Origin of the sequence: Paenibacillus sp. UASWS1643 (assembly GCF_008693195.1) — a bacterium.
Taxonomy (GTDB): Bacteria; Bacillota; Bacilli; order Paenibacillales; family Paenibacillaceae; genus Paenibacillus; species Paenibacillus amylolyticus_B.
Genome location: NZ_VXKZ01000111.1, coordinates 199333 through 223774, shown reverse-complemented (window position 1 = coordinate 223774; position 24442 = coordinate 199333). Strand labels below are relative to the sequence as shown.

Sequence of the window (24442 nt, the reverse complement as noted above, 5' to 3'; positions counted from 1 at the left end):
TCTTTTTTCTAATCTTCTTCATAGGATTTCTGACAGGGCAACATAAAAACTGCATTCTCATGCGGGTTTAAACTCTACTTACAACATGATGATCTATAAATACTGCCTTAATTCGTCAACTCCTCACTTTGTCCAGTTCACCTGAATGCCAGCATCCTTCACTAATCGTAAATTTTACATATAGTTAACCCATTTCATACGCTAGTTTAGCAATTGTTGTATACACTTGGTTTGAGATACCAAACTATACATATATTCTAGGAGGATGCATTCATGTTAAACCGGTTTAATGTCCGTGCAGCCAAAATGATGCTCGCGGTGACAACAATTGTTACGGCTACACTCGGAGGAAGCAGTGCAGCGTGGGCTGTGGAAGAAACCACCTCAACGACATCTGCATCACCGATTAAAAATGTAATTATTCTGATTCCTGACGGTATGGCTAACGATGCTACCGCTCTGGCTCGTTGGTATAAGGGCTCATCCTTGACACTGGACTCCATGGCAAGCGGCATGGTTCGGACTCACTCCGCCGATGCGCCGATTGCGGACTCGGCCCCTGCCGGAACCGCTTTTGCTACAGGTTATAAATCTCATACCGGATTTGTTGGTGTACTGCCGGACAAGGCTACGATGCCAGGGCAAAAGGCGATTGCACCTGGAGACGCAAGAAAACCTGTTGCATCCGTGCTGGAAGCTTCCAAACTGGCGGGTAAAGCAACTGGCATTATCGCTACATCCGAGATTATGCACGCTACGCCAGCAGACTTCTCTGCTCACTACCCGGATCGCAAAAATTACGATGCGCTCAGCAAACAGCAAGTCTACAATGGCATGGATGTTGTATTGGGTGGGGGTAGCAAGTACCTTGAGCCAGCGGGGCGCAAAGACGGGGAAAATCTGGTTTCCTCCATTAAGGCACTGGGTTACGATTACGTCACTACACCGGCTGCAATGAAAGCATCCGATTCAAATAAACTGTGGGGTATGTTCGCTCCCACGAGCATGGCTTACAATATGGACCGTGACCCTGCGAAGCAGCCAAGCCTTGCCGAGATGACATCCAAAGCCATTGAAGTTCTGTCCAAAGATGAAGACGGCTTCTTCCTGATGGTCGAAGGCAGTAAAGTAGACTGGGCAGCTCACGCCAACGATCCGATTGGTATTATCAGTGACGTGCTGGCTTTTGACGATGCCGTAAAAGTAGCCATGGATTTTGCCAAAACCGATGGAGAGACTGCCGTTGTGGCTGTTACGGACCACGGTAATGGTGGACTCACCATTGGTAACAACGCGACTTCCGGCACTTATGACAAAGAGCCGTTGTCTACATTTATCGGACCTTTGAAAAAGGCTAAGCTGACAGGCGAGGGCGTTGAAGCGAAGTTGAATGCGAAGCGCACAAACATCAAAGCAGTGATGAAACAGTACTATGGTATTACCGATCTGACTTCCGAAGAGATTGCCACAATTAAAGCGGCCGAGCCAGGCAGTCTTAACTATGCAATCGGTCCAATGATCAGCAAACGTGCAGGGATTGGCTGGACAACCGGTGGTCATACAGGTGGAGATGTCGTGTTGTACACGTATGCTCCGAACAATGACCGTCCATTCGGTGTAATTGATAACACGGATGTCGCCAAATATATGGCACGAGTACTGGATCTGGATCTCGACAGCGTGAGCAAACAATTGTTTGTACCTGCCAAACAGGCATTTACGACCAAAGGCGCGACGTACAAACTGGACCTGACGGATGCCAAAAATCCGAAGATCCTCGTTACCAAAGGCAACACCAAGCTGGAACTGCAAATCTACAAAAATATTGCACTGGTAAACGGCAAAAAGACAACTTTGGAGGGTGTCATTGTTTATAACGGTGTAGAGGCATTTGTACCACAGACGGCCGTTGATCTGATTCAATAATTCGTTAGAACTACCGGAGATTACACCTTCTGGCTGCCGAATATTTCGGCAGCTATTTTATTGTTTGCTGATAAGGAGTAGGCTCCTGCTAGCGCCTATCGTATAATGAACGTAACAAAAATACATATCATGCAAAACAAAAGGAGAAATTCACCCATGTTGATCAAATTAAACTGGATCACGCTGAGGGTCAGTAATCTGGAAGCTTCGCTTGGGTTCTACCACGACATGCTCGGACTTCCCATTCAGCGCAGATTCGAAAGCCGTGGACGGCAAATTGCAATGCTCGGCATGGAAAATGAAGCCAAGCTGGAACTGATTGAGGGCAGTGAATCCATTCTTAAACCAGAGGCCGGCGTGTCGATCGGCTATGAGGTGAACTCGCTGGATGAAGCCATGGAACGACTGGCAGAATTGAATATTCCGATTGTGCGCGGCCCCATCCAGCCCAATCCGCATCTGCGGTTTATTTACATTACAGATCCAGATGGATTCGAGGTACAACTCGCAGAGCATGTCTAATTAGGCGATTGTGAAATGAGTGTGCGTATCAAGATAACCAGTTGTTTGTGCATGTGTGCAGTCAAACCTGTATGCACACCCCCTCCTAGGGCAGCGTAAAACGTTATTATGTCTGTTTACAGCTTCATACGGCGCATCAGCGGAACACCTATGCGATTCAGCAACCGATCAAGCAGCAGCCAGCACCAGCGTCTGCCCCATGGAAGCTGGCGCTCATACACAGCGGAATATTCAAAATCCGCCACAGCACCGCGATTGCGCTTGAACTGTGCAGCCCCGGCGCTCTCATGTAACAGATGGCCGTTCTCGCGAGCCTGTCCGATCAGGCATGCCGATAACATGCGGTATAGTCCGACGGATTGGGGGACCGCTGTGTCGTAACCAAACAGCGGCGTTGTCATGATTCCATTTCGGCAGAAATAACCCATCACCGCATCCAGGCACCCTTCCTTCCGCAGTCCATAGAGCCTGAGTGTTCCTGATGCCATCGCAGCAGCAATGAACCGCTCGGTGAATTGCGGATTGTGATAGGAGTATTTTTCAAGGTATAACAGCTTGTACAGCTCCACAATTCGCGGAATATCTGCATCCGTCATATCTGACTCGGAAACGAATTCGTAGTCGTGCTTGGCCAATAATTCGTAATCCCGCTTCAACAGCCAGCGCGATTTCGAGTTGCCAAAATTCGGATCATGCGCTTGATACAAATAGATTTGTCGGCTCGGGATTAATCGGCAGCCCGCTTCCGTTAGCCTCGCCGTCAGATCGGGATGAAGTCCCGGACACAAGGAGCGAAACACAATGACATGCTCAGGGTATCGCTCTTGTACCACTGTAAGCAAACATTCTACCTGTTCACCGGACATGGCTGGATACAGATTGGTGGACAACAACCAGTTGTTCACATGCACAACTTTGTTGATCTGCGATTGCTTCATTCCCCAACCTATTAGACTGAGCAGCACAGAAAGACCTTTTTCCAACACAGGCTTCTGCAACATGGTCAGTTCCTCCTTGGCGTAACTCACATAATGCGTATATGGCGAACAAACGTAAGCATTATCATACTCTGTATCATTCACCGTCAGCGGAATAACGAGATCATCAATCCGGGCGAGCAACATTGTCGTTTCCACGTTGGACATAAAGCTTTGGGTCCCGTCCAGCATCATAGGTTCCAGATAAGCTCTGGCATATCTGCCGTCCTCCGTATCGGGCCAGTCCATGCCTTCGAACGAATGTTGATCATAAAGACGCACGCGTTCAGCGTGATTATCATTCCTAACTTCATATGTACGGTCATAGTAGGCCGAGCTGTCTTTCATTCCTTTATTCTTCAACCTTTTACTCCCCCATGAGGTAACATCTTCTTTTAACTACCATTTACATTGTTAGTTCTACTCTCTTCATACTCTACACATCACACTGTATAGGAAAAAAATGTCGGCATCAAGCTGTTTGGCACATGAAAAAAAGCCCGTCCAGTACGCTAAATACGCACCGACAGGCTCTCAACTATTAATATTAAAGTTTGTTCACAACGGAAGAAGCTTGATGATCCGAGACCAATTCATTCAGGTCTACAATCAGTTGCTCCAGTTCTCCAAAGCTCTCTACCATCTTCTGTGTCAGGTTGCGTTGTTCTTCCATGCTTGCCAGAATCTCTTCTGTCGCTGCACTGGATTGCTCAGTCACACTCGAAATCTCGGAAACCTCATTCACAACTCTGGTGGATGATTCCTTCATGGTCGCCGAACTAGTCTCGATATCTGTCGCTTGAGTTAACACATGCTGAGAGTTGCTGTTGATCGTACGGAATACTTCCTCTGCCGTATGCACGCTATCTCTTCCTTGTTGTAACGATTGACGAATGCGTTCGAATCGATCCGTCAGTGCCTGCGTCTGCCCTTTTAATCGAGACAGGATGGTTCCGATATCACTTGCGGACTGACCCGAGTTCTCTGCCAACTTGCGAACTTCCTCTGATACAACAGCAAACCCGCGTCCATGCTCACCCGCACGAGCGGCTTCAATGGCTGCATTGAGTGCGAGCAGGTTGGTCTGACTCGCAATATCCGCTATGCTGTTCAGCATAAGTGTCATGGATTCACTTTCCTCGTTGAACTTTCGCATGTCATTTGCAGTTGTATTAATCGTTTCATATAGATCTTGCATTTGGATGTTCAGCTGGTCCATCTGTGTGCTTCCTGTTTGCGTGCTCGTTGCCATACTTGCGGACAACTCTTTCATCTGTTGGGAATACGAAGCAACGTCCTTGATATGCTGATCCGACACAGATAAGGATTCCGAGATCTCGGCTACACTGGTCGCCTGAAACTCAACACCTTTTGCAACCTCACTGAACCCAAGTGTCACCTCATTGGTGATAGAGCCGGTCGCATTCACTTTTTCCTTCAATTGATCCGTGTAACGTGATAAACCTTCGACCGATTCCTTCACACGCTCCAGCATGGTTTCCACTCTTTGCTTAGAATGCTCCACCTCATTCTGGCGTACTTCACTTTCATGGAAGAGCCTTTGATTCAGCTGGGAGACCAGCATCAGAATGGCTCCCGTGAGAGCGAATAGTCCCACATTAACGATATTACCTATTAGCTCAACAGAGTCAACGGTATTCATAACAAATAACTGAAGAACACTGTTGACTAGTAATACCGAAAATCCAACCACAAAAAATTTCTTGTTAGGAAATAACAGTAGAACTGCGGTTATGACCAAACTTAACGCAAAATTGACCGTTCCCCAACCGACATAGACTCCACATATTGTCAGTAATACGGTAATCAGCCATGGAATGAGATGAATATGTTTCTTTTTTGCATTAGCGTATGTAATCCAAACTACAAAGATCAGAGCTACTCCATTGGACACAAGTAACTTCGGCATCGTAAAGGCCAGACCCATACCAATGGCAATAATAATCCACAAAATGATACCGATTAATTTGTTCCTTTTCCAAATAATTTCGTCCATACGATCCATGCATACCCCGTCCTTTTAAGTAGGTTAAATGTGAGTTGTAGGGCCTTTCTGTACTACATCTAGTAGTCTATGGTCCTGCTTATGTGCAAATCGCAAATACGCAGCGCCTTAACATAGTACATATTAACTTCACAAGTATGAAATCAGCGCTACTTTATGTATATCGGTATTCAACATTTAAAATGAATATGAAATATAAAATGATATGTAAGCATATCATTTTATAAACAAAAAAGGTCTGTCTTATACGTTATGGCGTACAAGACAGGCCTTTTTGGTCGTAAATGGATGTCCAGCAACTTTTACTTTCCGAATACAAGTGTTGTATTGGAGGAGCCTGCATACTTGGTGACGAACTCACGCGCGTAGCTGGCACTCTCTACCTGATAACTGTAATTGGAGCTTGGTCTCCAGTTCGTTTTAGGAGAAGTCGGACTATTAAGCGCTGGTGTACTTCCCGTATCCGTAAACTCACCTTTTCCTTTGTCATCCAGGATGCCGCCCTTTTCAGCACCTGCACCAAAGTAGTTGTTTTCGGAATAAATCCGTGCTTTTTCACCAATGGTAATGGCCTGATTAAAGTTGTTTGCATAGTTGTTTTTGAGATGGAAGTAACCATATCTTAAAAGTCCAGGTCCTCGCACATATAAATTTTCAAAGTAATTGTTGGACATCGTCACATGAGGGACGCCATTGTAACTGCTATTACCATCATTCGGATAACCGAGGATAACACCATACTTATGGTTTGCAAATTTGGAATTGCTAATCGTAATGTAGTCTGCGCGATCGCCAATATACAGCAGTTTGTCCAGATCACTACCGCCAGAGCTGTAGCTATGGCCAGCAAATGTCACATGGTCGATCCAGTAATTGGAGCCTGAAGTGATATACATCTGGATATCATCATTGGCATTAATATTGGAAGCGTGTTCAAAAGTCAGATTCTGAAAAATCACATTGCTTGAACTGCTTGTGGATCTGAAATGAATGTTCGTTAATGTATGTTTGCCAAAGGAACCTACCAGTGTCTTGTTCGCTCCGAATTCAACTTTTTGCAACGTAGAGGAGGAAATATTCTGTTCAACGACGACAATTTTGGCCGTAGAGCCCGCCATGTGTGTTCTCAAATCATTGAGATTACTAACGTAAACCACCTGACCGTTCTTGCCACCTGTCGTAGCTGACTTGGATACACCATTCTCATTCTTGGCACTGCCTGCAAAACCAGTCAGCCCGTTCGTACCTGTGTTTGGATAACTGGCCGCACCATATGTAGACGGGGCTGTGGAGACAGTTAACAACAATAGAGTTACAGCAAGTAAAAGCATCGAAAATTTCTTCAAAATTTCACCATCCTTTATAATATTATCCTCAAAGACAACTCGATTATATCGTGTAACTTTGGCTGTGACAATACAAAAATTGCAAAAAGACAACAATTATCATTTTTATGCAACAGCAGATCAGATATAGTGAAAAAACGTAAAACCAGGCCATTCGTTCACACAAAATAGAGCTGCTAATTAGCGGCTCTATTAACGAGTACTATGTGATACAACTTGGAACTGATCTGCCCTCGGATCAGTTCCTAAAGCCTCTGACAAAAAAACATCGCTTGCGGATAATAATATGTTACGACTTCTGATAGCTGCGGCGGAAGGAGCCAGGTGTAATTCGTTCCAGCTTCTTGAAGATGGCTCCATAATAGCTGGTCGATTCAAAACCAACTTGACGAGCAATATCCTCCATACCGCGCTGCACATTATCAAGCAGCAGTTCCTTGCTCTTGTTGACTCTTACCTGATTAACATAGCTGATGGGACGAATACCTGTCGTTTTCTTAAACAAATGACAGAAATATTCTGGTGTGACACAGATCAATCCAGCGAGCGTTGGCAAAGTAATCTCTTCAGCATACTGTTGTTCAATATAGTCCAGAACCGGTTTTAATCGCTCATACTGCTGCCCGACCGTATCGCTGCCCTCAACAGATACGCGTTGAATAATCTCTGTCAATAAGGTATAGAGAATGGCGGAACAGGCGTAATTGCTTAATGTCTGCTCTTGTGGTGTTAAAGCAGCTTGCAGCAGCTCCCGCATTCGGGATAGAAGGTATTCAGGTTGTGCAAGCGTGTATACGCATGTGTCGACAATGCCCACGGTTTCAAATAAGTTTGCTGACCCGTTGCCATCGAAAATGATCCAGTCGACTTCCCAACTGTCGGATAGCGCATAGTATTCGTGCTTCTGTCCAGGGAATAACAGCATGCCCATACCTGGCTTGACGATATGTTCCGTTTCACTGAGCTTGAGCTTACCCACACCGCTGCGGCATTGTATCCACTGATAATCCTCAATGCCTTGGTCTCGGCGGATATGCTCCTGTTCATGATGCAGGCCGATGCCAAGCAAATAAAAAGGAAGAAGCTTGTCTCGGGCAGATAATACCGGAAAATTACGATTGGGATGAGGCATACGACTAACTCTCCTGATCTTAATATTGTTTTATCATATTAATTTTTTAAGATATTCACTCGAATTAATATATCATATAATCGCAATATATTGATAAATAAAGGAGATCACAGGATGACAATTAAGATCGGAATTGATTATTATCCAGAGCAATGGACACCAGAGTTATGGGAGAAAGATGCCATACTTATGCAACAGACGGGGGTTGCTGTTGTGCGAATGGCAGAGTTCGCCTGGAGCCGATTGGAACCGACTGAGGGTAAATATCAGTTTGAATGGCTGGATGCGGCTATAGAAGTATTCGCTTCGCGCGGCATGGAAATTGTGTTATGCACCCCAACCAATACCCCGCCAAACTGGATGACAACCCGTTATCCGGATGTGCTGCCCATGGATGAACAACGCCACATCATTCGGCCAGGTGTCCGTGGACATCGCTGCAACAACAGCCCTTCCTTGAGAATGCTGGGCTCCAAATTTGTGGAAGCGATATCACAGCGCTATGGTAAGCATCCCGCCGTTATTGGCTGGCAAATCGATAACGAGATGCACTACCAGGAATGCCATTGTGATACATGTAATCGCACATTTGTTGCTTGGCTGCAAAAGCGTTATTCTAATCTGGAGGAGTTGAACCGGGAGTGGGGTACGGTCGTCTGGAGTGGTGAGTACAGCAGCTGGGCTGAGGTAACAACACCACTCGGTGCCAGCAAACCGATGAATCCTTCCTATCTTCTGGAGTACAAGCGATTTTGTTCTGACAGCGTAGGCTATCTGCTGGGATGGCAGCTTGAGATTTTACGTCGTAACTGTCCAGACCAATTCGTGACGCATAACATGTGGCAGTATCCGAATAGCCTGGACTATTATGATATGCACAACGAATTGGACTTCGTCTCTGTTGATTATTATCCGAATGAGCTGTATCGCGATTATGGCGATCGGTTTCCGAGGAACGGAGCGCTTACGCTGGACTTGGTTCGCGGCATCAAACGCCGGAATTTCTGGGTAATGGAACAGCTCAGCGGAGCACAGGGAGCCTGGATGCCGATCCAGCGCACCCCGTATCCTGGACTGATCCGAGCTCGCTCCTGGCAGACAATCGCCCGCGGTGCGGATATGGTCGTCCATTTCCGCTGGCGGAGTGCAACCGTCGGAGCCGAACAATTCTGGCATGGGCTGATCGACCACAGCAATGTTCCTGGACGCAGGTTCAGAGAGTTTGCCGAGCTTACTCGCGAGGTGAACCAGTTAGGAGAACTGCTGGCCGACTCAACCATTGTTACCCAGGTTGCGATTCTGCATTCGCATGATCAGCATACGGCACTTTCCCTTCAGCCGCAGGCGGAAGGAGGAATGCACTATATAGACAACTTGTCCTCTATGCATAATGCATTTCTGAAAATGGGTGTTGGTACAGACGTTATCAACTGGACCGAGGAGCTCGACGGGTACAAGCTGGTCATTGTCCCTTCTCTCTTCCTGTTAAGTGAAGAAATAGCACAGCGACTGGAGCGATTCGCAGCTAAAGGGGGGACGGTTGTCCTCACCAATCGGACTGGTGTGAAGAACATGAGGAATGTATGTGAGATGCTGCCTCTGCCGGGGCTACTGGCTGAAGCGGCGGGTGTTGTCGTAAGTGAATATGATGCCATCGGCAACAGTGAGCATCGGATACGGAACGCGGAGGGCAAGACATTCGCTGCGAAGCAATGGTGTGATCTACTGGAACTGCGAGGGGCAGAGCCGATCGCCTGGTATGACAACGACTTTTACGAGGGTGTACCAGCGGTTACTGTCAATAAGTTTGGTGAAGGTAAAGTGTATTATGTCGGCACTTGGCCGGAGCCATCGTATTTCTATCAGTTGTTTGAAGGCATATTGAAGGAAAAGGAATTGGCGCCCAAAATTGAGCTGCCGGAAGGTGTCGAGATGTCGATTCGAACGAAGGGGGAGCAAAACTTCCTGTTTCTGATCAATTTGACGAATGAGCAACGAGAGATTACGCTGGACGTTCCTTATCGCAGCTTGTTGACCAGCGAGAGGTTGGATCAAAAGTTGACCCTTCCAGCTCCGGGAGTAGATATTCTAACTGTATAAGATCAGCAGCTTTTCGTATTTAAAAAGGGATGTATCACAAGGCTTACGACCTTGAGGGACATCCCTTCTCTTATTTCACTAACATCCACCTAATCTGAATAAGAGTATTGCCAGTTAGTTCATCTTATTTAATTTTGATGTCCAGTTCATCCTTCTTGGCTTCCTGCAAATCATCATAGACCTTACCTGGTTTACCACTAAGTTTTAATATCATGGACTCCGGCTGGTCCAACTGATTGCTGCTGAAAGAATACATCATTCCATCTTCCGTTCCACTCCCACCTACCATGGATAACTTGGTCTGCTTCCCAATCCTGGAGATCGAAATGATCTCGATAGGACGAACGATCTCGTTGAGCGACAACTTCGTTTTGTAATCAATCTCTTGATTAGGTGCATGGACAAATTTGACCCGAGTTACTAGCGGAGACACCTCCACCTCCGACAACAAGACCTCATAGCCTCCAAGAGTAAAAGTCCGATTAACGTTAATGACTTCCGTTTTAGGGATAGCAAACTTGGGATCAAGAGGGAAAGAAACGTTCATTTTTTTGGAAAATTGATATTTTCGTTCCTTCTCCCCGTTGTCTTTATAACCCGCCACATCTGGCGCAACTGAAGATAGCTGAAATTGTAGATTCACTTGCTCAGGCAATGGTTTGTCTCGATTTCGATCTATTGTACTTCGACCATAAACGATATGCTTATCCTTCGAAAAATACACACCGCCTGAGCTACCGTTGTCAAGCAAATCACCTGTCGATGCATCCGTCATCTTCATATTGACAGTCGAATACATTTCCTGCGAAGCATCCGTTTTGGCAGTATACAATACCGTTATTCTATTCTCATCTGCCATAACTGCATTCACAGTAAACGCATATATGCCCGACGTAACCGTCTGATCTACAAATTGCACGTACCCATTATTAATTGCGGATGTTATCGTGGTCTTTTCCATATCGGTTGTCAGCTCACGAAAGGGTTCAAGTATGCCCCAATTGGCTACAGGTTCAGTAAATGTTGCCTGTTCCTGCCCATAGCTCCCAAACGGGCCCACAATGAACCAACCTGCAGCCAGGACTGTGACCAGCACTGCCGTGATCCATTTGAAACGAACGGTCCTACCTGATCGTTTTGTTCTGGCCATCGCGAGACCGCGTTGAATTGCAACAGTCGTATCCGCCGGATTCCATTGCTGTTTCTCTCTTTTCACCTGATATGCATCTGCAAGAAGTGCTTTCTCCTCCGGGTTAGTGGTCATGCCAATCCCTCCTGTTCTTCATCAACTTGCGCAACTGCTGGAGCCCCTTGTGCTGCCAGGTCTTGATCGTCCCTTCCGGTTTGCCGAGGATCGAGGCAATATCCGTCAGTGTCATGTCGTTATAATATTTCAGCAATAATACATGGCGATATTTTGGTTTCACCTTTTGCAAAAGAGATTCCATAGCGATTCGATTATCATCAACGCTGATCATCCAAGACGCGGGAATGCTGTCCTCCAGATCCTCCTTCGCCAGAGGTGTCGCCCGCTTGCGGCGCCTCTGTTCATCGATGCAGATATAGATCAGAATTCGAATGATCCACGACTTGAACGCCTTCTCATTGTTCAGCGTACGACGTTTGATCCAAGCCCGGCACGTCATCTCTTGTACCGCTTCCAGCGCATCTTGCCGATTACGCAGGTAACTGTAGGCAATGGAAATAAGCGTATCTTGATGCTCCATTATGGATTGCACAAATACCGTCTCATCTTCGATCTGTACATAGATCCTCTGGTTCATCTCTGCTTTTGTTTCCACCCCGCATCCCTCCTTCTCTCTCTTTCTGTGGTATAAGACGGGTGAGTGAAGCAAACGGTTTTTAATATTTGTTCATCAAAAAAAGCTCCGCCAACACCTGAGGGAGCTTTTTACATAAGACTTTCATCGCCAAAATACCGAATGATGACACACATGAACAATCCAAACAAGATTAACTCTTTACAAATTACCGATAACTTCGATCCCGTCAGCCAATTGCAGATGGTTTCTCACCCACACGGAAACCGATTCAGAAAAATTCGTAATTCAGGATCTGTAACCAGCTGCTGATCCAGCGCTGACAAAATCTCCGCCCATACATCCTTCATAATGGGATTCTCCCAGCAGGGATCAAGAGCCTTCATCTCTTCTCCAGTTCGCGGGTCAGTTAAGGGAAATGCGCGATCCAATGCAGGACGAATAGAGTCAAAGTCTTCATTATATATGAACAGCATGTCTTCCATCTCTACTTCAACCGATTCTTCTATGTATAAAGGGGATAAAACAAAACCCACATTCCGCTGTGGACCTTGATACTGATATATGAGCTGTACATGTTGGAAAACGTTAATGCAACTGCCACACGCTTCACAACTTCAGGTAAAATCGCAGGCTCCGTTGCTCTAATCCCATATTCCCAGCCCATATGTAGAACCTCCTTCAGACTTCGTTCGCTCCAGATTGTTGCTTTTGTTCATGCATTTGATGGATTGAACGATCCAACCACAACTCATACCAGTCCAGAAAATGCAGTCGATTCGTATTGCCCCAATACTGATCAGGATAGATTCCGTTGCGGTTGGCCCGGTCATCAACCCAGATCTCTCCGTAGGAGGCTCCCTTAACAATCAGATTCATCGATATGCCACAACCAAAATCACTGATGCGCAGCATGCCTGCCGACCATTTTGGATCAAAATATTCGTGTTCTAGGGCATACCATTCCTCTTCTTCCTTGCTGTCATCGAACCAGTCATAGTTCCAGTTCCATGCTTCCGTGAATTGGAAAGGGTCCGAGAGCGCGTTCAGCTCATCGTCATAACCAAGCACAGCGTATACGCCGTCATCCGGATTTTCCAGACCATAATAAGGTCCTGGACCACCTGTTCCCATATGAAGAAGCCATACCTTATAGTCCTCCGGCAACTCAATTCGCCATTTCTGTTCAAATTGCGCAATATCCTTCTGCGTCCACACAGACGCCATTTCATATTCATGGTTCTCTGCGCCAAACAGGTCCAGATCCGGGTCCAGGCTTCGAAGAGTGATCAACTTTTCACGCATACGCTCAAGTTGTACATTGTACATGGCTTACTTTCCCACCTTTGCTACTGTATTACGTTTGTTCCACGGCGTACCCGCGTTGCTGTAACTCATCCAGTACTGCTGCCACATCTCGATCAGGACACAACTGCTTAATCAGTCTGGCGGTCACCGGTTTTTCTTCATATACTTCAGCTACGGCTTCCAACGGCAGATCCGGCAAGTCATAGTACCCTTTGGCCCAATCAACGTAATCTACCGGGTTCTTCTCCAAATATCCCAGCAAAAATTCTGCGCCACCTCTGGCGTCCGCTTTGTCTTCCTCAGCCATCGCCATCTGAATCCAGTTACCAACCTTCCATGGCAAGTCGTTCCCTTCCTGCCATAGGCAAAAGGTCACATCCTCCAGATCCAATGTTTCCTCCTGATCTCGCAGAACAGCCATCAACGTCTCCGGCACTTCATCGTACATGCCCCGATAGATTTCTCCGTCCTCACGAGCATGTGGGCTCAATGGTGACTCATGATCAAATCCTTTGATCAACGTGCCTGAGTTCGTAAACAAGACATGCAGATGATCACCTGCGCCGTTATTGATGCTTCCCCATGCCACACCTGGCTGAAGTTCAGCTTCATAATGATGAACGCGTAGCCATTCTTCCTCCGAAAAGATAATATCCAAAGCAGCGAGTATTCTCATTTGTTTACGCAGGGCATCTGCATTCATCATCGTTATCTCGTTCCATTCCTGCATATGAATCCCTCCTGTTTGTATCTGTACACTATATCCGGATTAATTCATTCAGCGTGTTATTTCCCTGAATACTTGGTGTCATGACAATGGTGATCCGACTGGCTCCTCTGGAGAAGATACATGCATAATTTCCAGGCTTTAACTGAAACAGAACCCCTTCACACGTCTCATCCGGCTCTAATTCACCGCCAGTGACATCATCCGCCGCCCCCAGATAGACGTGCCCAGACGGAACTTGCAGATGATACACTTTTTCCTGTTCCGCTCCGTGATCTGGATCTGAATCCCCCTCTACATCCTCCAGGCTCCATTCCACCTCATACACTCCATCCGCACCCAGATTCAGGAACAGACAATGACCTGCATTCACCTCAGCCAGCTCATCCACTGGAATGGACCACCAGTCCGAAGTATCCTCGGCACGATGTTTTAACGCTGCTAGATCATAAAGGCACAATGTTGCCGTATCTGTAACCATTTGAAATGTTCCTCTCATATTCACCCGTCCCTTCTGTCTGATCCAGGTCTGACCTCAGAAATATATTCCATCATTATATCAAGCCTGATACACGTGTAAAAGGAACCCATGGACCATCTCTGCTTGCGCAACTCTTCATTTCTCGCTCCAAATGGTCGATATAAGCATAACTGACTTTTTTTGAACCTGATGGAGGAAGCCAAGCCATGTCAATTAACAATAGAAAAGAACCCTTTCGCTACACATTGAAGGAACCAATCCACTTTGAGATCTATATTCTCAGCATCAACGGGGTTAACGCACCAGCCAAACCCATTCAGGCCGAACTCTGCGATATCAGTCGATCCGGCTGTCAGCTGTCATTTCCGCTGTCCCTTCCTGTAGAGAATAACGATATTCGGATTGGAATGAATATGCTGCTCTTTGAAGACCCTCTATATATGGAAGGCACTCTCCGCTGGGGTCAAGAAAAAAATACCTCATGGCATTATGGTGTTCAACTCGAAATGCAGGATGGGAACCAGGACCGTCTCTCTAGAGAGATGCGAATGCTTGCAGGACAAGGCAAAATTATTGTGAAATAGTTAGATGCCATATAGCCTGATAACAAAAAAACAGCCCAATCAAATTGGACTGTCGCAAGATGAAACTCTTTATGCCGCTTTACTTACTGTCGCTGGTTGTTCCATTTTGGACCAGTTCACGGTTTTTTCAAGAACCAGTGAGACCAATACCCCAATGACGAGACCGTTGCTTATGATCGGGATGAGATACATGGGCAAGGTTTGAAAGGCCTCAGCAGGAATATTCATGACTGCAACTCCCGTGAGGACCGGCAGCGCTACACGATAGATCGTTTTAGAATTAAACGTTGTACCTTCCAGCGTTCTTAGTGCCGTGCCGAACATCTGAAGATAAGCCACGAACAAAACCGCACTGCCGACGCTTGGTGGTATTTGTGCAAAAAATGCTGTCACTGAAGGTGTAAGACCTATCATACATAACATCCCCGCTCCAATTATCAAGGCAGCACGGCGCAGAATGCGAGTACTCTCCAGGAATCCGATCGATGATGCAAATAAACCAAAGGGCAGCACACCTACACAGGCTGACAACATCGTGAACAGACCCGTTAGCGCATAGGAATGCCTATACTGACGGCTTGTTGTTTCTGTCCGGTATAGTTTCTCAACTGTGCTTAATGTGGTGATCGAATTCGTCATGTTCACCAACCCCACGAAAAATGCAGTAATGACAATACCCGGTTCCCATCTGGGTGCTCCCCACGGAAACAGTTCGAGACCTGCCGGGGCCTGATTCGGCTGTCCGCTATGCTGTCCAGGAAACAATAGACTATAAGCGATCCAGCCTGCCACAATCCCAATCAGGATCGCGTAGTTCCCCAGTTTCCCCCTGCCCTTTAATTGAATCCATGCCACCAAAAATGCAATGACAACGGACAATGTGGCAACAGGCAGATCGAAACGGCCAAACTCCGTATATCCAATCATACCTTTGAAAAAATTCATGGTTAATTGAATCGTCATTAGAAACAACATGGCACTCTTCACCATAGGTGTGAACAGCTTTTGCAGCACTTGCGCTGCTCCCAGCCAACCCAGAATCACCATCGTTAGTCCCGCTAACAGAAAACCTGCAGCCAGTCCACCGCCAATACGCTCCAGACTCATACCGGCCGATGAAGCAGATACCGTCAAACTTAGCGTCAATCCCCACCATAACCCTGACGGACCATCCATAATCGCATATCGATGACCAAATACGGCTTGAAGAATGCACACTGCTCCGGTAAGTATAAATGCGTGCTGCATGGAGGCAGCGATGGCATCCGGAGACAGATGAAAATTATGTCCAATGGATAGCGGAACAACAACGGTATTGGTAAACAGGAAGAAAAACCACTGTATACCTGCCAAAATCAGTGAAGATACGTCCTTCATATTCTTTTGTAAAAAATGCTCTTGATGTCTGTTCATTCGTTTGGAATATCCTTTCACTGTTCTGTATTATAAATGTATAAGTCTCTTCAGACTTGGGTTAATAGTCGTTCCATCTCGGCATACCGATGCCGGCTCGCATGTGCAAGCGGTGTAATCCCGTCCCGATCCGCAATCTTTGGATCTGCACCATATTGCAAAAGCAAGGCAACGATCTGCTGGTGACGCGGCCCGCCATCTCCCAAAATGACCGCTTCCAGCAAGGCTGTCCACCCCAGGTTGTTGATATGGTTCACATCCACATCACTGCGTGTCAGCAGAAGCTCCACAATGTCCACATGGCCCCGATCTGCTGCTGGGATAAGGGCTGTGCCGCCAAAACGATTCGTTAACCTCGTATCCGCACCAGCTGTAATCGCCAATTCGACCATGTCATACATACCCTCAGCACTCGCATATAACAGCAGGTTGTCCAATCGTGCATCTCGAAGATTAATGTCGGCTCCGGCATCCACTAACATCCTTGCCGTGTCTATCTTGTTACCGTGCACCGCAGCCAGCAGAGGTGTTCGCCCCAATGCATCCCGTTCATTCAACCGGCTACCCTGTTGTGTGATAAATCGAATGACCTCATCGGTATGGCCCGCTTGAGCAGCATCATGTATTGTTCTAACCACGTTGTTTTATCCTCCAATTCAAGGTCTTTCTCATGCAGTAATATTCATATAGAAACCAAACTCTGTTAGTCAGGTATGCAAATCTAATGTATGGTAACATAAGATCGTAGTATATTAAAAATACATGTTTTGTTGGCTTTCCATACGAATTACATATACATTGCAGGCGAAGGAGTACAACCAATTGGATATCAAACAATGTCGCTATTTCATTGCCATTGCTGAGGAAAAACAGATCACAGCCGCTGCCCGAAGACTTCACATGGCTCAGCCACCCTTAAGCCAACAGCTTAAGTTAATGGAGGAGGAGCTTGGCGTAATTTTGTTTGAACGCAAAGGACGTATGATGGAGCTAACGCAGGCGGGTCGAAGCTTCTATGATTATGCGGTTACCTTGACCAAATATATGGAGGAAGCTGTAATGGAGATGCAAAGTTTCCGTCACGGCATACGGGGCAAACTCGCCATCGGCATCAATACCATATCGGATCGCCTGATCCCGCAAGCATTGCAACAGTTTCGCACCACCCATCCACAGGTTACCTATAAAATTCAGCAAAATGAATCTGCACAATTATGCCGCCTGCTGGAAGATGGCAAAGTTGAACTCGCCTGTGTACGCATGCCCGTCCAGACCGAACGCTATGAGGTCCTGCACCTGCCACAGGAGCGACTCTTCTATATTTCTTCAACACCACTTGATAGTCCGATAGAGATGGGACCAGGAGCGGAGATGGGGACTTATTTTGAGCAGCTTACAGGGATCCCTCTACTGCTGCCAAGCACAGAAGGACTCGGTATGTTCGAGCTAATTTTGGACAAGTTCCGGGAGCATCAGGTTACCCCCTCCATTATGGGTGAGTGCTCAGACATCAATATGTTGCTGGAACTGGTCCGACTCGGCTTCGCCAGTTCCATCGTGCCTCACACGGTACTACAGCTATATCACGAGCACCCATTCCACGTATATCGCATCCAGGATCAGCATTCCACGGTTGGCTCGGCGCTGGTCTGGCTGCAGAACCGTTATCTGTCCAAGCCTGCACAACACTTTGTGCAACTGGTCCAGGGTATGCTTCCCGTGTAAAAGGCTATATGCAAAAAAAACAGCAGCTTTACCGGATTACATTCCGGTAAAGCTGCTGTTTCATTTTTATGGTTAAGCTTTAGCTGTGAACAACAAGTCTTTTTCTTTGATCGTAGTGCGACCAGCAGACTCAATGGACTCATACTGATGCATGTTTGTAATAATGACTGGTGTAATCGTCGTGTAACCGGCTTTTTCGATCTGTTCCCGGTCGAACTCCATCAGCACATCACCTACAGATACCTTCGCACCTGCTTGAACTTTCGGAGAGAAGAATTGGCCTTTCAACTTCACGGTATCAATCCCGATATGAATCAACATCTCTGCGCCTGTATCACTTACCAGACCAATGGCATGTCCGCTCTTCGATAACGAGAACACAGTACCGTTAATTGGAGAAACCACACGTCCTTCAGATGGTTGAATTGCAAATCCTTTACCCATAATCTCTTCAGAGAATGCAGGGTCTGGCACTTCGCTCAGCGGTTTAACTTCACCTGTGATTGGGCTGAAGATTTGCTCATCTTGTGCTTTTGCTTCTTCAGTTACAACAGCAGAAGTTGTTGCTGCTGGTGTTGCCGGCTCAGCTGCTGGTGCTGGCTCTGTTGCATTTTCCTCTTGGAATCCAAGAATGTACGTCAGTACTGCTGCAGCTACGATGGCAATCAAACCACCAGCCAGAGCATAGAGCAGTGTGCTAATTGCTGGACTGATAAATGCTGCCACACTCGGCAGACCTGCTAACCCTGTAATAACGTACGATTTAACATTGAAGATACCCATGAATCCACCGGCAATCGCTCCCCCGATAAGGGCTGCAATAAACGGTTTTTTGAACTTCATGTTGATACCATACATCGCTGGTTCCGTAATCCCCATGATAGCCGTAAGACCTGTGGAATACGCAAGCGATTTGGTTTTGCCATTTCTCGATCTGAGACCTACACCAAATGCTGCACCACCTTGTGCCAAGTTAGCTGCAAACATCAGTGGAATAATAAAGTCGTAACCCAGTGTTGTCATCGAACCAACTACGATTGGCAGCAACGCATAGTGCATACCTGTAATGATTAGCAGTGACATCGTACCACCAATCAGAATACTTGCGAAGATGGACATGTTATCGAACAACCATGAAATACCACCGGACAAACCATTACCAAGAACCGTACCCAATGGACCTACTGTCATCAATGTCAGTGGAACCATAATCAACAAGGTAACTGTTGGAACAACCAAGAGTTTAAGTGAAGCATGTGTTACACGATCAACGGCTTTCTCTACATATGAAGCAATCCAAACTGCTAGAACAATCGGAATAACTGTAGAAGAATACGTTGCCGCTATGACTGTAATCCCCATAAATGATGAGTTGTGACCATCCGCCAGTAGTGCTGTAATGGTCGGATGCATAATCCCTGCTGCGAGCGCTGCGGCAATATACATATTGCTACCCAGTTTACGGGCAGCACTGATTGCCAGAATGATCGGCAGGAAGTAGAATGCACCGTCACCAATCGCCGACAAAATGATATAGGTTGAACTAGTGTCGGACAACCACCCAAGTGCGACAAAGATGGCCACGATCCCTTTGATCATACCTGCACCCGTAATTGCAGGCAGGATTGGTGTAAACATACCTGAGATGAAGTCGAACAGCGCACTTATTGGATTTCTCTTTTTCTTCTCCCCAGTTGAAGCGCTTGAGGTTGCATTATCAGTGGTTGGTGATTTGGACATGTTGCCAACGAGTGCGTTATACACGATAGGTACATCGTTACCAATGATAACCTGGAACTGTCCACCGTTTTCCATCACGCCCATCACGCCTGGTGTATTTTTTAGCGTCGCTTTGTCCGCTTTTTGGTTGTCATTCAGGTTAAATCTGAGTCTTGTCATACAGTGTGTGACTTGATCGATATTCTCTTCGCCACCAACAAGCTTCAAAATATCCTTGGACAATTGTTGTTTATCCATTGTGTTTTGCTCCTTTTATGTGTAATGAAGGTTAAAAAAAAACCTAAACACTGAATAATGACAAAGCAGAAAAGCTTATCATTATTCAACGTTTAGGTTTTGCCTTTTTAGCAGTAACAATCCCAATTTTATTCAATTGTTTGTTCATTTCTGACAACTCGTTCAATATGAATGGTCAGATAGAGTATTTCTTCCTTGGACAACACCCGATTATAGATCTTACGCGTATAGTCACTGATCCTTACTGCACATGCATGTGCTTCCGGATACTGCTTGCTCACCAAGTCATGAAGCGGGTTATCTTCTTCTTTATCTTCAATCGCCGTTCCTTGCAACACACGTTGGGCAAAGAACTTCAGATGAGTCAAAAACCGATAATAACTCAATGAATCTTCATCAAGTTCAATCACAAAGCTACGTCTTACGATGTTAAGTATGTCCTTAACAATGTTCGTAATACTGATCGTTTCCCTCATCTCACCGTTCATCTGGGCATTAACCAGATGCATTGCAATGAATGCGCATTCGTCTTCGGGTAACAGGACACCTAACGTTTCCTCAATAATCTGTAGCGCCTTGAGTCCAATGGCATATTCCTTCCGGTACATGCGCTTGATCTCCCAGAACAATGCGTTACGGATCTGCAATCCTTGACGATGTCGATCAATGGCAAAATGAATATGATCCGTCAGTGAAATGTAGATGCTTTCATGCAGCTTCTCACCTAACACCGTCTCGGCATAACGGATAATCTCATCCGAGCACTCGACATATTCAACCGGGATATCAGACAGAAGTGTTTTAAGTTTCTGTGATACTTCCTTACTTTCAAGCGAGAATATTTTTTCGACGAGACTTTCGTCAATCGATTCACCAGTATGCTTTTTGAAGGCAATTCCACGTCCCATAACGACCAGTTCGTTTCCTCCCGGATCAATTACGGTAACTACGTTGTTGTTCAGCACCTTCTCAATTTTCATTTCTTCACATCACCTTGCACCGTCAAAGTAGTAAAAGGCAAAACCAAAGCAGGTCACGAAATATACCCCGCTTCTGGTTTTGCCTGATTGAACAGTAACAATCCAGTATTCATTAGCCTTAGGCCCATCTTACCATATAATTATCCATATGACAATGTTTTTGTGAAAGCGGTTAATGTGCGGTAATGTGACATAAAAAGGTGCTTGTACAACTATGCTTATAGAACTAGAATTTACTCGTTACTGTTCTTAAGACTTGCGCCATTTGTACTAATAACTTCCTTGTACCAATGGAATGATTTTTTCTTGTAACGATCCAATGTTCCTGAACCATCATTGTTGCGGTCTACATAGATGAAACCATAACGTTTCTTCATCTCTGCTGTTGAAGCACTCACCAGGTCAATACAGCCCCATGACGTATAACCCATCACTTCTACGCCATCCTCAAGAGCTTCGCCCACCTGTACCAGATGGTCATTCAAGTATTGAATACGGTAATCATCGTTCACCGTTTTATTTCCATTTTCGTCCGTAATCAGCTCATCTACTGCACCCAGACCATTTTCGACAATAAACAATGGTTTTTGATAACGGTCCCAGTATTTGTTCAAAGTTACGCGCAGTCCTTGCGGATCGATCTGCCAGCCCCACTCACTCGCTTTCAGATAAGGGTTTTGCACACCTGCGAACAGGTTTCCTTTTCCTTCGATACGTTTCTCGGGATCACCAGTCTCACAGATGCTTACATAATAACTGAATGAGATAAAGTCTACGGTATGCTTAAGAATTTCAGCATCGCCATCTTCAAACTTGATATTGATATTATTCGCTTTAAAATAACGATTAATGTATTTTGGATAATAACCACGTGCATGGATATCAGCAAAGATATCATTGCGCTGTTCCGCATGCATCGCTGCAACCACATCATCCGGATTCGGAGTCAACGGATACGTAGGCATGCTAAGTACCATACAGCCGATTTTGGCTTCAGGCATAATTTCATGCCCCAGTTTAACAGCTAGGGCACTAGCTACCAATTCATGATGGATCGCTTGGTACAGATCCTGTTTGGACAGTTCTGCTTTTGGCGTGTAGATCCCGCCGCTCATGAATGGCTCCTCCAAAATGGAGTTGATTTCATTAAACGTCAGCCAGTATTTCACTTTGCCTTTGAAACGGTTAAACAGCACTGTTACGTAACGCTCGTAGAACTCGATCATTTTGCGGTTAACCCAGCCATCATATGTTTTGGACAGATGCAGTGGTGTCTCATAGTGAGAGATCGTTACGAGTGGTTCAATCCCGTATTTGTGACACTCATCGAACAGGTCATCATAGAATTGCAGACCTTTCTCGTTTGGCTCCAATTCATCACCTTTAGGGAAGATACGGGACCAAGCGATAGATGTACGGAACACTTTGAAGCCCATTTCAGCAAACAGTTTAACATCCTCTTTGTAGCGGTTGTAGAAATCGATACCGATCAGTTTCAGGTTATCTTCTGTAGGTGCTTCCGTTCTAGGCGTTGTAATCCCGTGTGGCATTACATCTTGAACAGACAGACCTTTGCCATCTGTATTATAAGCTCCTTCAAGTTGGTTGGCTGCTACAGCGCCGCCCCATAGGAAGTCTTTCGGAAATGGTGTAGTCATATCAATCATTCCTCTCTAATTAACGATATTTTCATTCTTTGTCTAAACGCATTACTCTATCCTTTGCCGACAGGAAAAAGCGGACAATCTCCAACTAAAAGGGCAGTCAGGAACATCAGGTTCCTTGAATGCCAACTTTCGCGTTAGGTTTTGCCCGCTCTTTTTATGCGGTAACAATCCTGGAAACGAGAGAACTACAGTTGCTCACCATTGCTGGAGATTACATTTTTGTACCAGTCGAATGAATCCTTTTTGGAACGTTTGAGAGTTCCGTTACCCTCGTCATCCAGATCCACGTAGATGAAACCATAACGTTTGGACATTTCGGAAGTGGACATGCTCACAAGGTCAATCGGGCCCCATGCTGTGAATCCAATCAGATCCACACCATCTTTGATGGCTTCTTTCATCTGCTCAATGTGTTTCTTGAGGTAGTCCACACGATACGAGTCATGGATTGAACCATCCTCTTCCACTTTGTCATACGCGCCCAGACCATTCTCTACGATAAAGAGTGGTTTCTGATAACGATCCCAGAAGTTGTTCAACGTTACGCGCAGACCGATCGGATCGATCTCCCAACCCCAGTCGGACGCTTCCAGATAAGGGTTTTTCACGCCACCAGTCAGGTTACCCGCAGTTTCTTCCTTGTCTGCTGAAGCAGATTTGGTTACGGACATGTAGTAACTGAAGGAGATGAAGTCCACTGTATTGTTCAGCAAGATCTCGTCATCGCCTGCTTCTTTTTGGATCACGATGTCATTTTCTTCAAAATAACGAGCCATGTAGTTCGGGTACTTACCACGAGCATGCATGTCTGTGAAGAAGAGGTTAATCTGATTCTCGTGCTGAGCCAGACGAACATCTACCGGATTACAAGTTGCTGCATAAGTTTCCATACGAGCAAGCATACAGCCGACTTGGGAACCTGGGATAATCTCGTGAGCAAGCTTCGTTACCAATGCACTTGCTACAAATTGGTGATGCAGCGCTTGATAAGTGGTTTGCAGTTTGTTGTCCACTTTATCGATCAGAATGCCGCCGCCAGTGTACGGGCTGAACAGCATGACATTAATCTCATTAAACGTCAGCCAGTATTTCACTTTGTTTTTATAACGATTAAATACCGTTTCTGCGTAACGAACGTAGTGCTGGATCACTTCACGACCAGCCCAGCCGTTATATTTTTGCGTCAAGCCAAGCGGTGTCTCATAGTGAGACAATGTAACGAGCGGCTCGATGCCATATTTCAACAATTCGTCGAATACTTCATCGTAGAATTTCAAACCTGCTTCATTCGGCTCTTGATCATAACCGTTCGGGAAAATACGTGCCCAGTGAATGGACAAGCGGAATACTTTGAAGCCCATTTCAGCGAACAATGCAATATCTTCTCTAAAGTGATGGTAGAAATCGATACCAAAACGTTTTGGAAAACGTTCTTCAATTTTGCCAGAGAGAATCTCTTCAATTCGGGAAGAGGAAATTTCCATGGCATGTCCGCCTGTACGCTTCTCTTTCGGAACATGAGCAATCATGTCTGCTGTGGAGAGACCTTTGCCGTCCTTATCGAATGCACCCTCCAATTGATTGGCAGCTGTAGCGCCACCCCATAGGAAGTTTTCGGGGAATCCTTTTTTTGCCGTGGTCATAAACAACAACCTCTTTTCGAAATTTATTTTGGTTTTTCCGGGTGAAAATGGTGTGATTTAGAGCAGAAAACAAGAAAAACCTAAACTCAAGGTAAAATAGCACCAAAAAAAGGGGCCTTCATTTCAC

The 24442-nt window shown here is 45.9% G+C and carries 21 protein-coding genes; 5 read left to right on the top strand and 16 right to left on the bottom strand.

Features of this window, described 5'->3' with window-relative positions; all coding sequences use genetic code 11:
• The first annotated feature begins 306 nt into the window (after positions 1-306).
• Together FE296_RS19005 and FE296_RS19000 are read left to right on the top strand one after the other, a co-directional pair.
• Positions 307-1926: an alkaline phosphatase gene (locus tag FE296_RS19005; protein WP_150366034.1), complete on the top strand. Its 1620-nt coding sequence runs from the start codon at positions 307-309 to the stop codon at positions 1924-1926.
• Positions 1927-2082: 156 nt separating this feature from the next.
• Positions 2083-2448, top strand: coding sequence for a VOC family protein (locus tag FE296_RS19000; RefSeq protein WP_076328197.1), 366 nt, complete (start codon positions 2083-2085; stop codon positions 2446-2448).
• 116 nt (positions 2449-2564) lie between these two features.
• Here the strand turns inward: FE296_RS19000 and FE296_RS18995 are convergent, their stop codons facing one another.
• The 4 genes from FE296_RS18995 to FE296_RS18980 form a co-directional block, all read right to left on the bottom strand.
• On the bottom strand, positions 2565-3788 hold the full coding sequence (locus FE296_RS18995; RefSeq protein ID WP_124115869.1) for a GNAT family N-acetyltransferase: 1224 nt from the start codon (positions 3786-3788) through the stop codon (positions 2565-2567).
• Positions 3789-3972: 184 nt separating this feature from the next.
• Complete coding sequence (locus tag FE296_RS18990; protein ID WP_124115868.1) at positions 3973-5451, bottom strand: methyl-accepting chemotaxis protein; 1479 nt, start codon at positions 5449-5451, stop codon at positions 3973-3975.
• 302 nt (positions 5452-5753) lie between these two features.
• Complete coding sequence (locus tag FE296_RS18985) at positions 5754-6797, bottom strand: pectate lyase family protein (protein WP_150365987.1); 1044 nt, start codon at positions 6795-6797, stop codon at positions 5754-5756.
• Positions 6798-7086: 289 nt separating this feature from the next.
• On the bottom strand, positions 7087-7929 hold the full coding sequence (locus tag FE296_RS18980) for an AraC family transcriptional regulator (RefSeq protein WP_150365986.1): 843 nt from the start codon (positions 7927-7929) through the stop codon (positions 7087-7089).
• A gap of 114 nt (positions 7930-8043) precedes the next feature.
• Between FE296_RS18980 and FE296_RS18975 the strand changes: the two genes are divergently transcribed.
• The gene (locus tag FE296_RS18975) at positions 8044-10029 is read left to right on the top strand and encodes a beta-galactosidase (RefSeq protein WP_150365985.1); all 1986 of its coding nucleotides are present in this window, start codon (positions 8044-8046) and stop codon (positions 10027-10029) included.
• A gap of 124 nt (positions 10030-10153) precedes the next feature.
• On the opposite strand, the gene FE296_RS18970 is transcribed toward FE296_RS18975, so the two are convergent.
• The 6 genes from FE296_RS18970 to FE296_RS18945 form a co-directional block, all read right to left on the bottom strand.
• The gene (locus tag FE296_RS18970) at positions 10154-11293 is read right to left on the bottom strand and encodes a DUF4179 domain-containing protein (protein WP_150365984.1); all 1140 of its coding nucleotides are present in this window, start codon (positions 11291-11293) and stop codon (positions 10154-10156) included.
• Positions 11283-11813: a sigma-70 family RNA polymerase sigma factor gene (locus FE296_RS18965; RefSeq protein ID WP_124116423.1), complete on the bottom strand. Its 531-nt coding sequence runs from the start codon at positions 11811-11813 to the stop codon at positions 11283-11285. The genes FE296_RS18970 and FE296_RS18965 overlap by 11 nt, the downstream gene beginning before the upstream one ends.
• Positions 11814-12061: 248 nt before the next feature.
• Positions 12062-12295, bottom strand: a complete 234-nt coding sequence (locus FE296_RS33455; RefSeq protein ID WP_223868937.1) for a hypothetical protein — start codon at positions 12293-12295, stop codon at positions 12062-12064.
• Positions 12296-12491: 196 nt separating this feature from the next.
• Complete coding sequence (locus FE296_RS18955) at positions 12492-13139, bottom strand: SMI1/KNR4 family protein (protein WP_124115863.1); 648 nt, start codon at positions 13137-13139, stop codon at positions 12492-12494.
• 28 nt (positions 13140-13167) lie between these two features.
• Positions 13168-13848 carry a hypothetical protein gene (locus FE296_RS18950; RefSeq protein ID WP_124115862.1) on the bottom strand — a complete coding sequence of 227 codons (681 nt, stop codon included), beginning with the start codon at positions 13846-13848 and terminating at the stop codon, positions 13168-13170.
• Positions 13849-13876: 28 nt separating this feature from the next.
• Positions 13877-14344, bottom strand: coding sequence for a DUF6386 family protein (locus FE296_RS18945; RefSeq protein WP_223868936.1), 468 nt, complete (start codon positions 14342-14344; stop codon positions 13877-13879).
• A 188-nt stretch (positions 14345-14532) separates the two neighbouring features.
• Between FE296_RS18945 and FE296_RS18940 the strand changes: the two genes are divergently transcribed.
• A complete protein-coding gene (locus FE296_RS18940) occupies positions 14533-14910 on the top strand; it encodes a PilZ domain-containing protein (protein WP_036617371.1) in 378 nt (125 codons plus the stop codon).
• Positions 14911-14979: 69 nt separating this feature from the next.
• On the opposite strand, the gene FE296_RS18935 is transcribed toward FE296_RS18940, so the two are convergent.
• Positions 14980-16323 (bottom strand): uracil/xanthine transporter, encoded by a 1344-nt coding sequence (locus FE296_RS18935; RefSeq protein ID WP_223868935.1) that lies wholly within the window; start codon positions 16321-16323, stop codon positions 14980-14982.
• A 50-nt stretch (positions 16324-16373) separates the two neighbouring features.
• Positions 16374-16961 (bottom strand): ankyrin repeat domain-containing protein, encoded by a 588-nt coding sequence (locus FE296_RS18930; RefSeq protein WP_100529214.1) that lies wholly within the window; start codon positions 16959-16961, stop codon positions 16374-16376.
• Between the two features lie 184 nt (positions 16962-17145).
• Here FE296_RS18930 and FE296_RS18925 point away from each other — a divergent pair, with 184 nt between their 5' ends.
• Positions 17146-18048: a LysR family transcriptional regulator gene (locus tag FE296_RS18925; RefSeq protein WP_124115860.1), complete on the top strand. Its 903-nt coding sequence runs from the start codon at positions 17146-17148 to the stop codon at positions 18046-18048.
• Between the two features lie 72 nt (positions 18049-18120).
• Here FE296_RS18925 and FE296_RS18920 read toward each other — a convergent pair whose 3' ends face one another.
• The 4 genes from FE296_RS18920 to FE296_RS18905 form a co-directional block, all read right to left on the bottom strand.
• On the bottom strand, positions 18121-20025 hold the full coding sequence (locus FE296_RS18920; RefSeq protein ID WP_124115859.1) for a beta-glucoside-specific PTS transporter subunit IIABC: 1905 nt from the start codon (positions 20023-20025) through the stop codon (positions 18121-18123).
• A 128-nt stretch (positions 20026-20153) separates the two neighbouring features.
• Positions 20154-21005, bottom strand: a complete 852-nt coding sequence (gene licT, locus FE296_RS18915) for a BglG family transcription antiterminator LicT (RefSeq protein WP_036668684.1) — start codon at positions 21003-21005, stop codon at positions 20154-20156.
• A gap of 233 nt (positions 21006-21238) precedes the next feature.
• Positions 21239-22663, bottom strand: coding sequence for a glycoside hydrolase family 1 protein (locus FE296_RS18910; protein ID WP_150365982.1), 1425 nt, complete (start codon positions 22661-22663; stop codon positions 21239-21241).
• Positions 22664-22857: 194 nt separating this feature from the next.
• A complete protein-coding gene (locus FE296_RS18905; RefSeq protein ID WP_150365981.1) occupies positions 22858-24315 on the bottom strand; it encodes a glycoside hydrolase family 1 protein in 1458 nt (485 codons plus the stop codon).
• Positions 24316-24442: the final 127 nt, after the last annotated feature.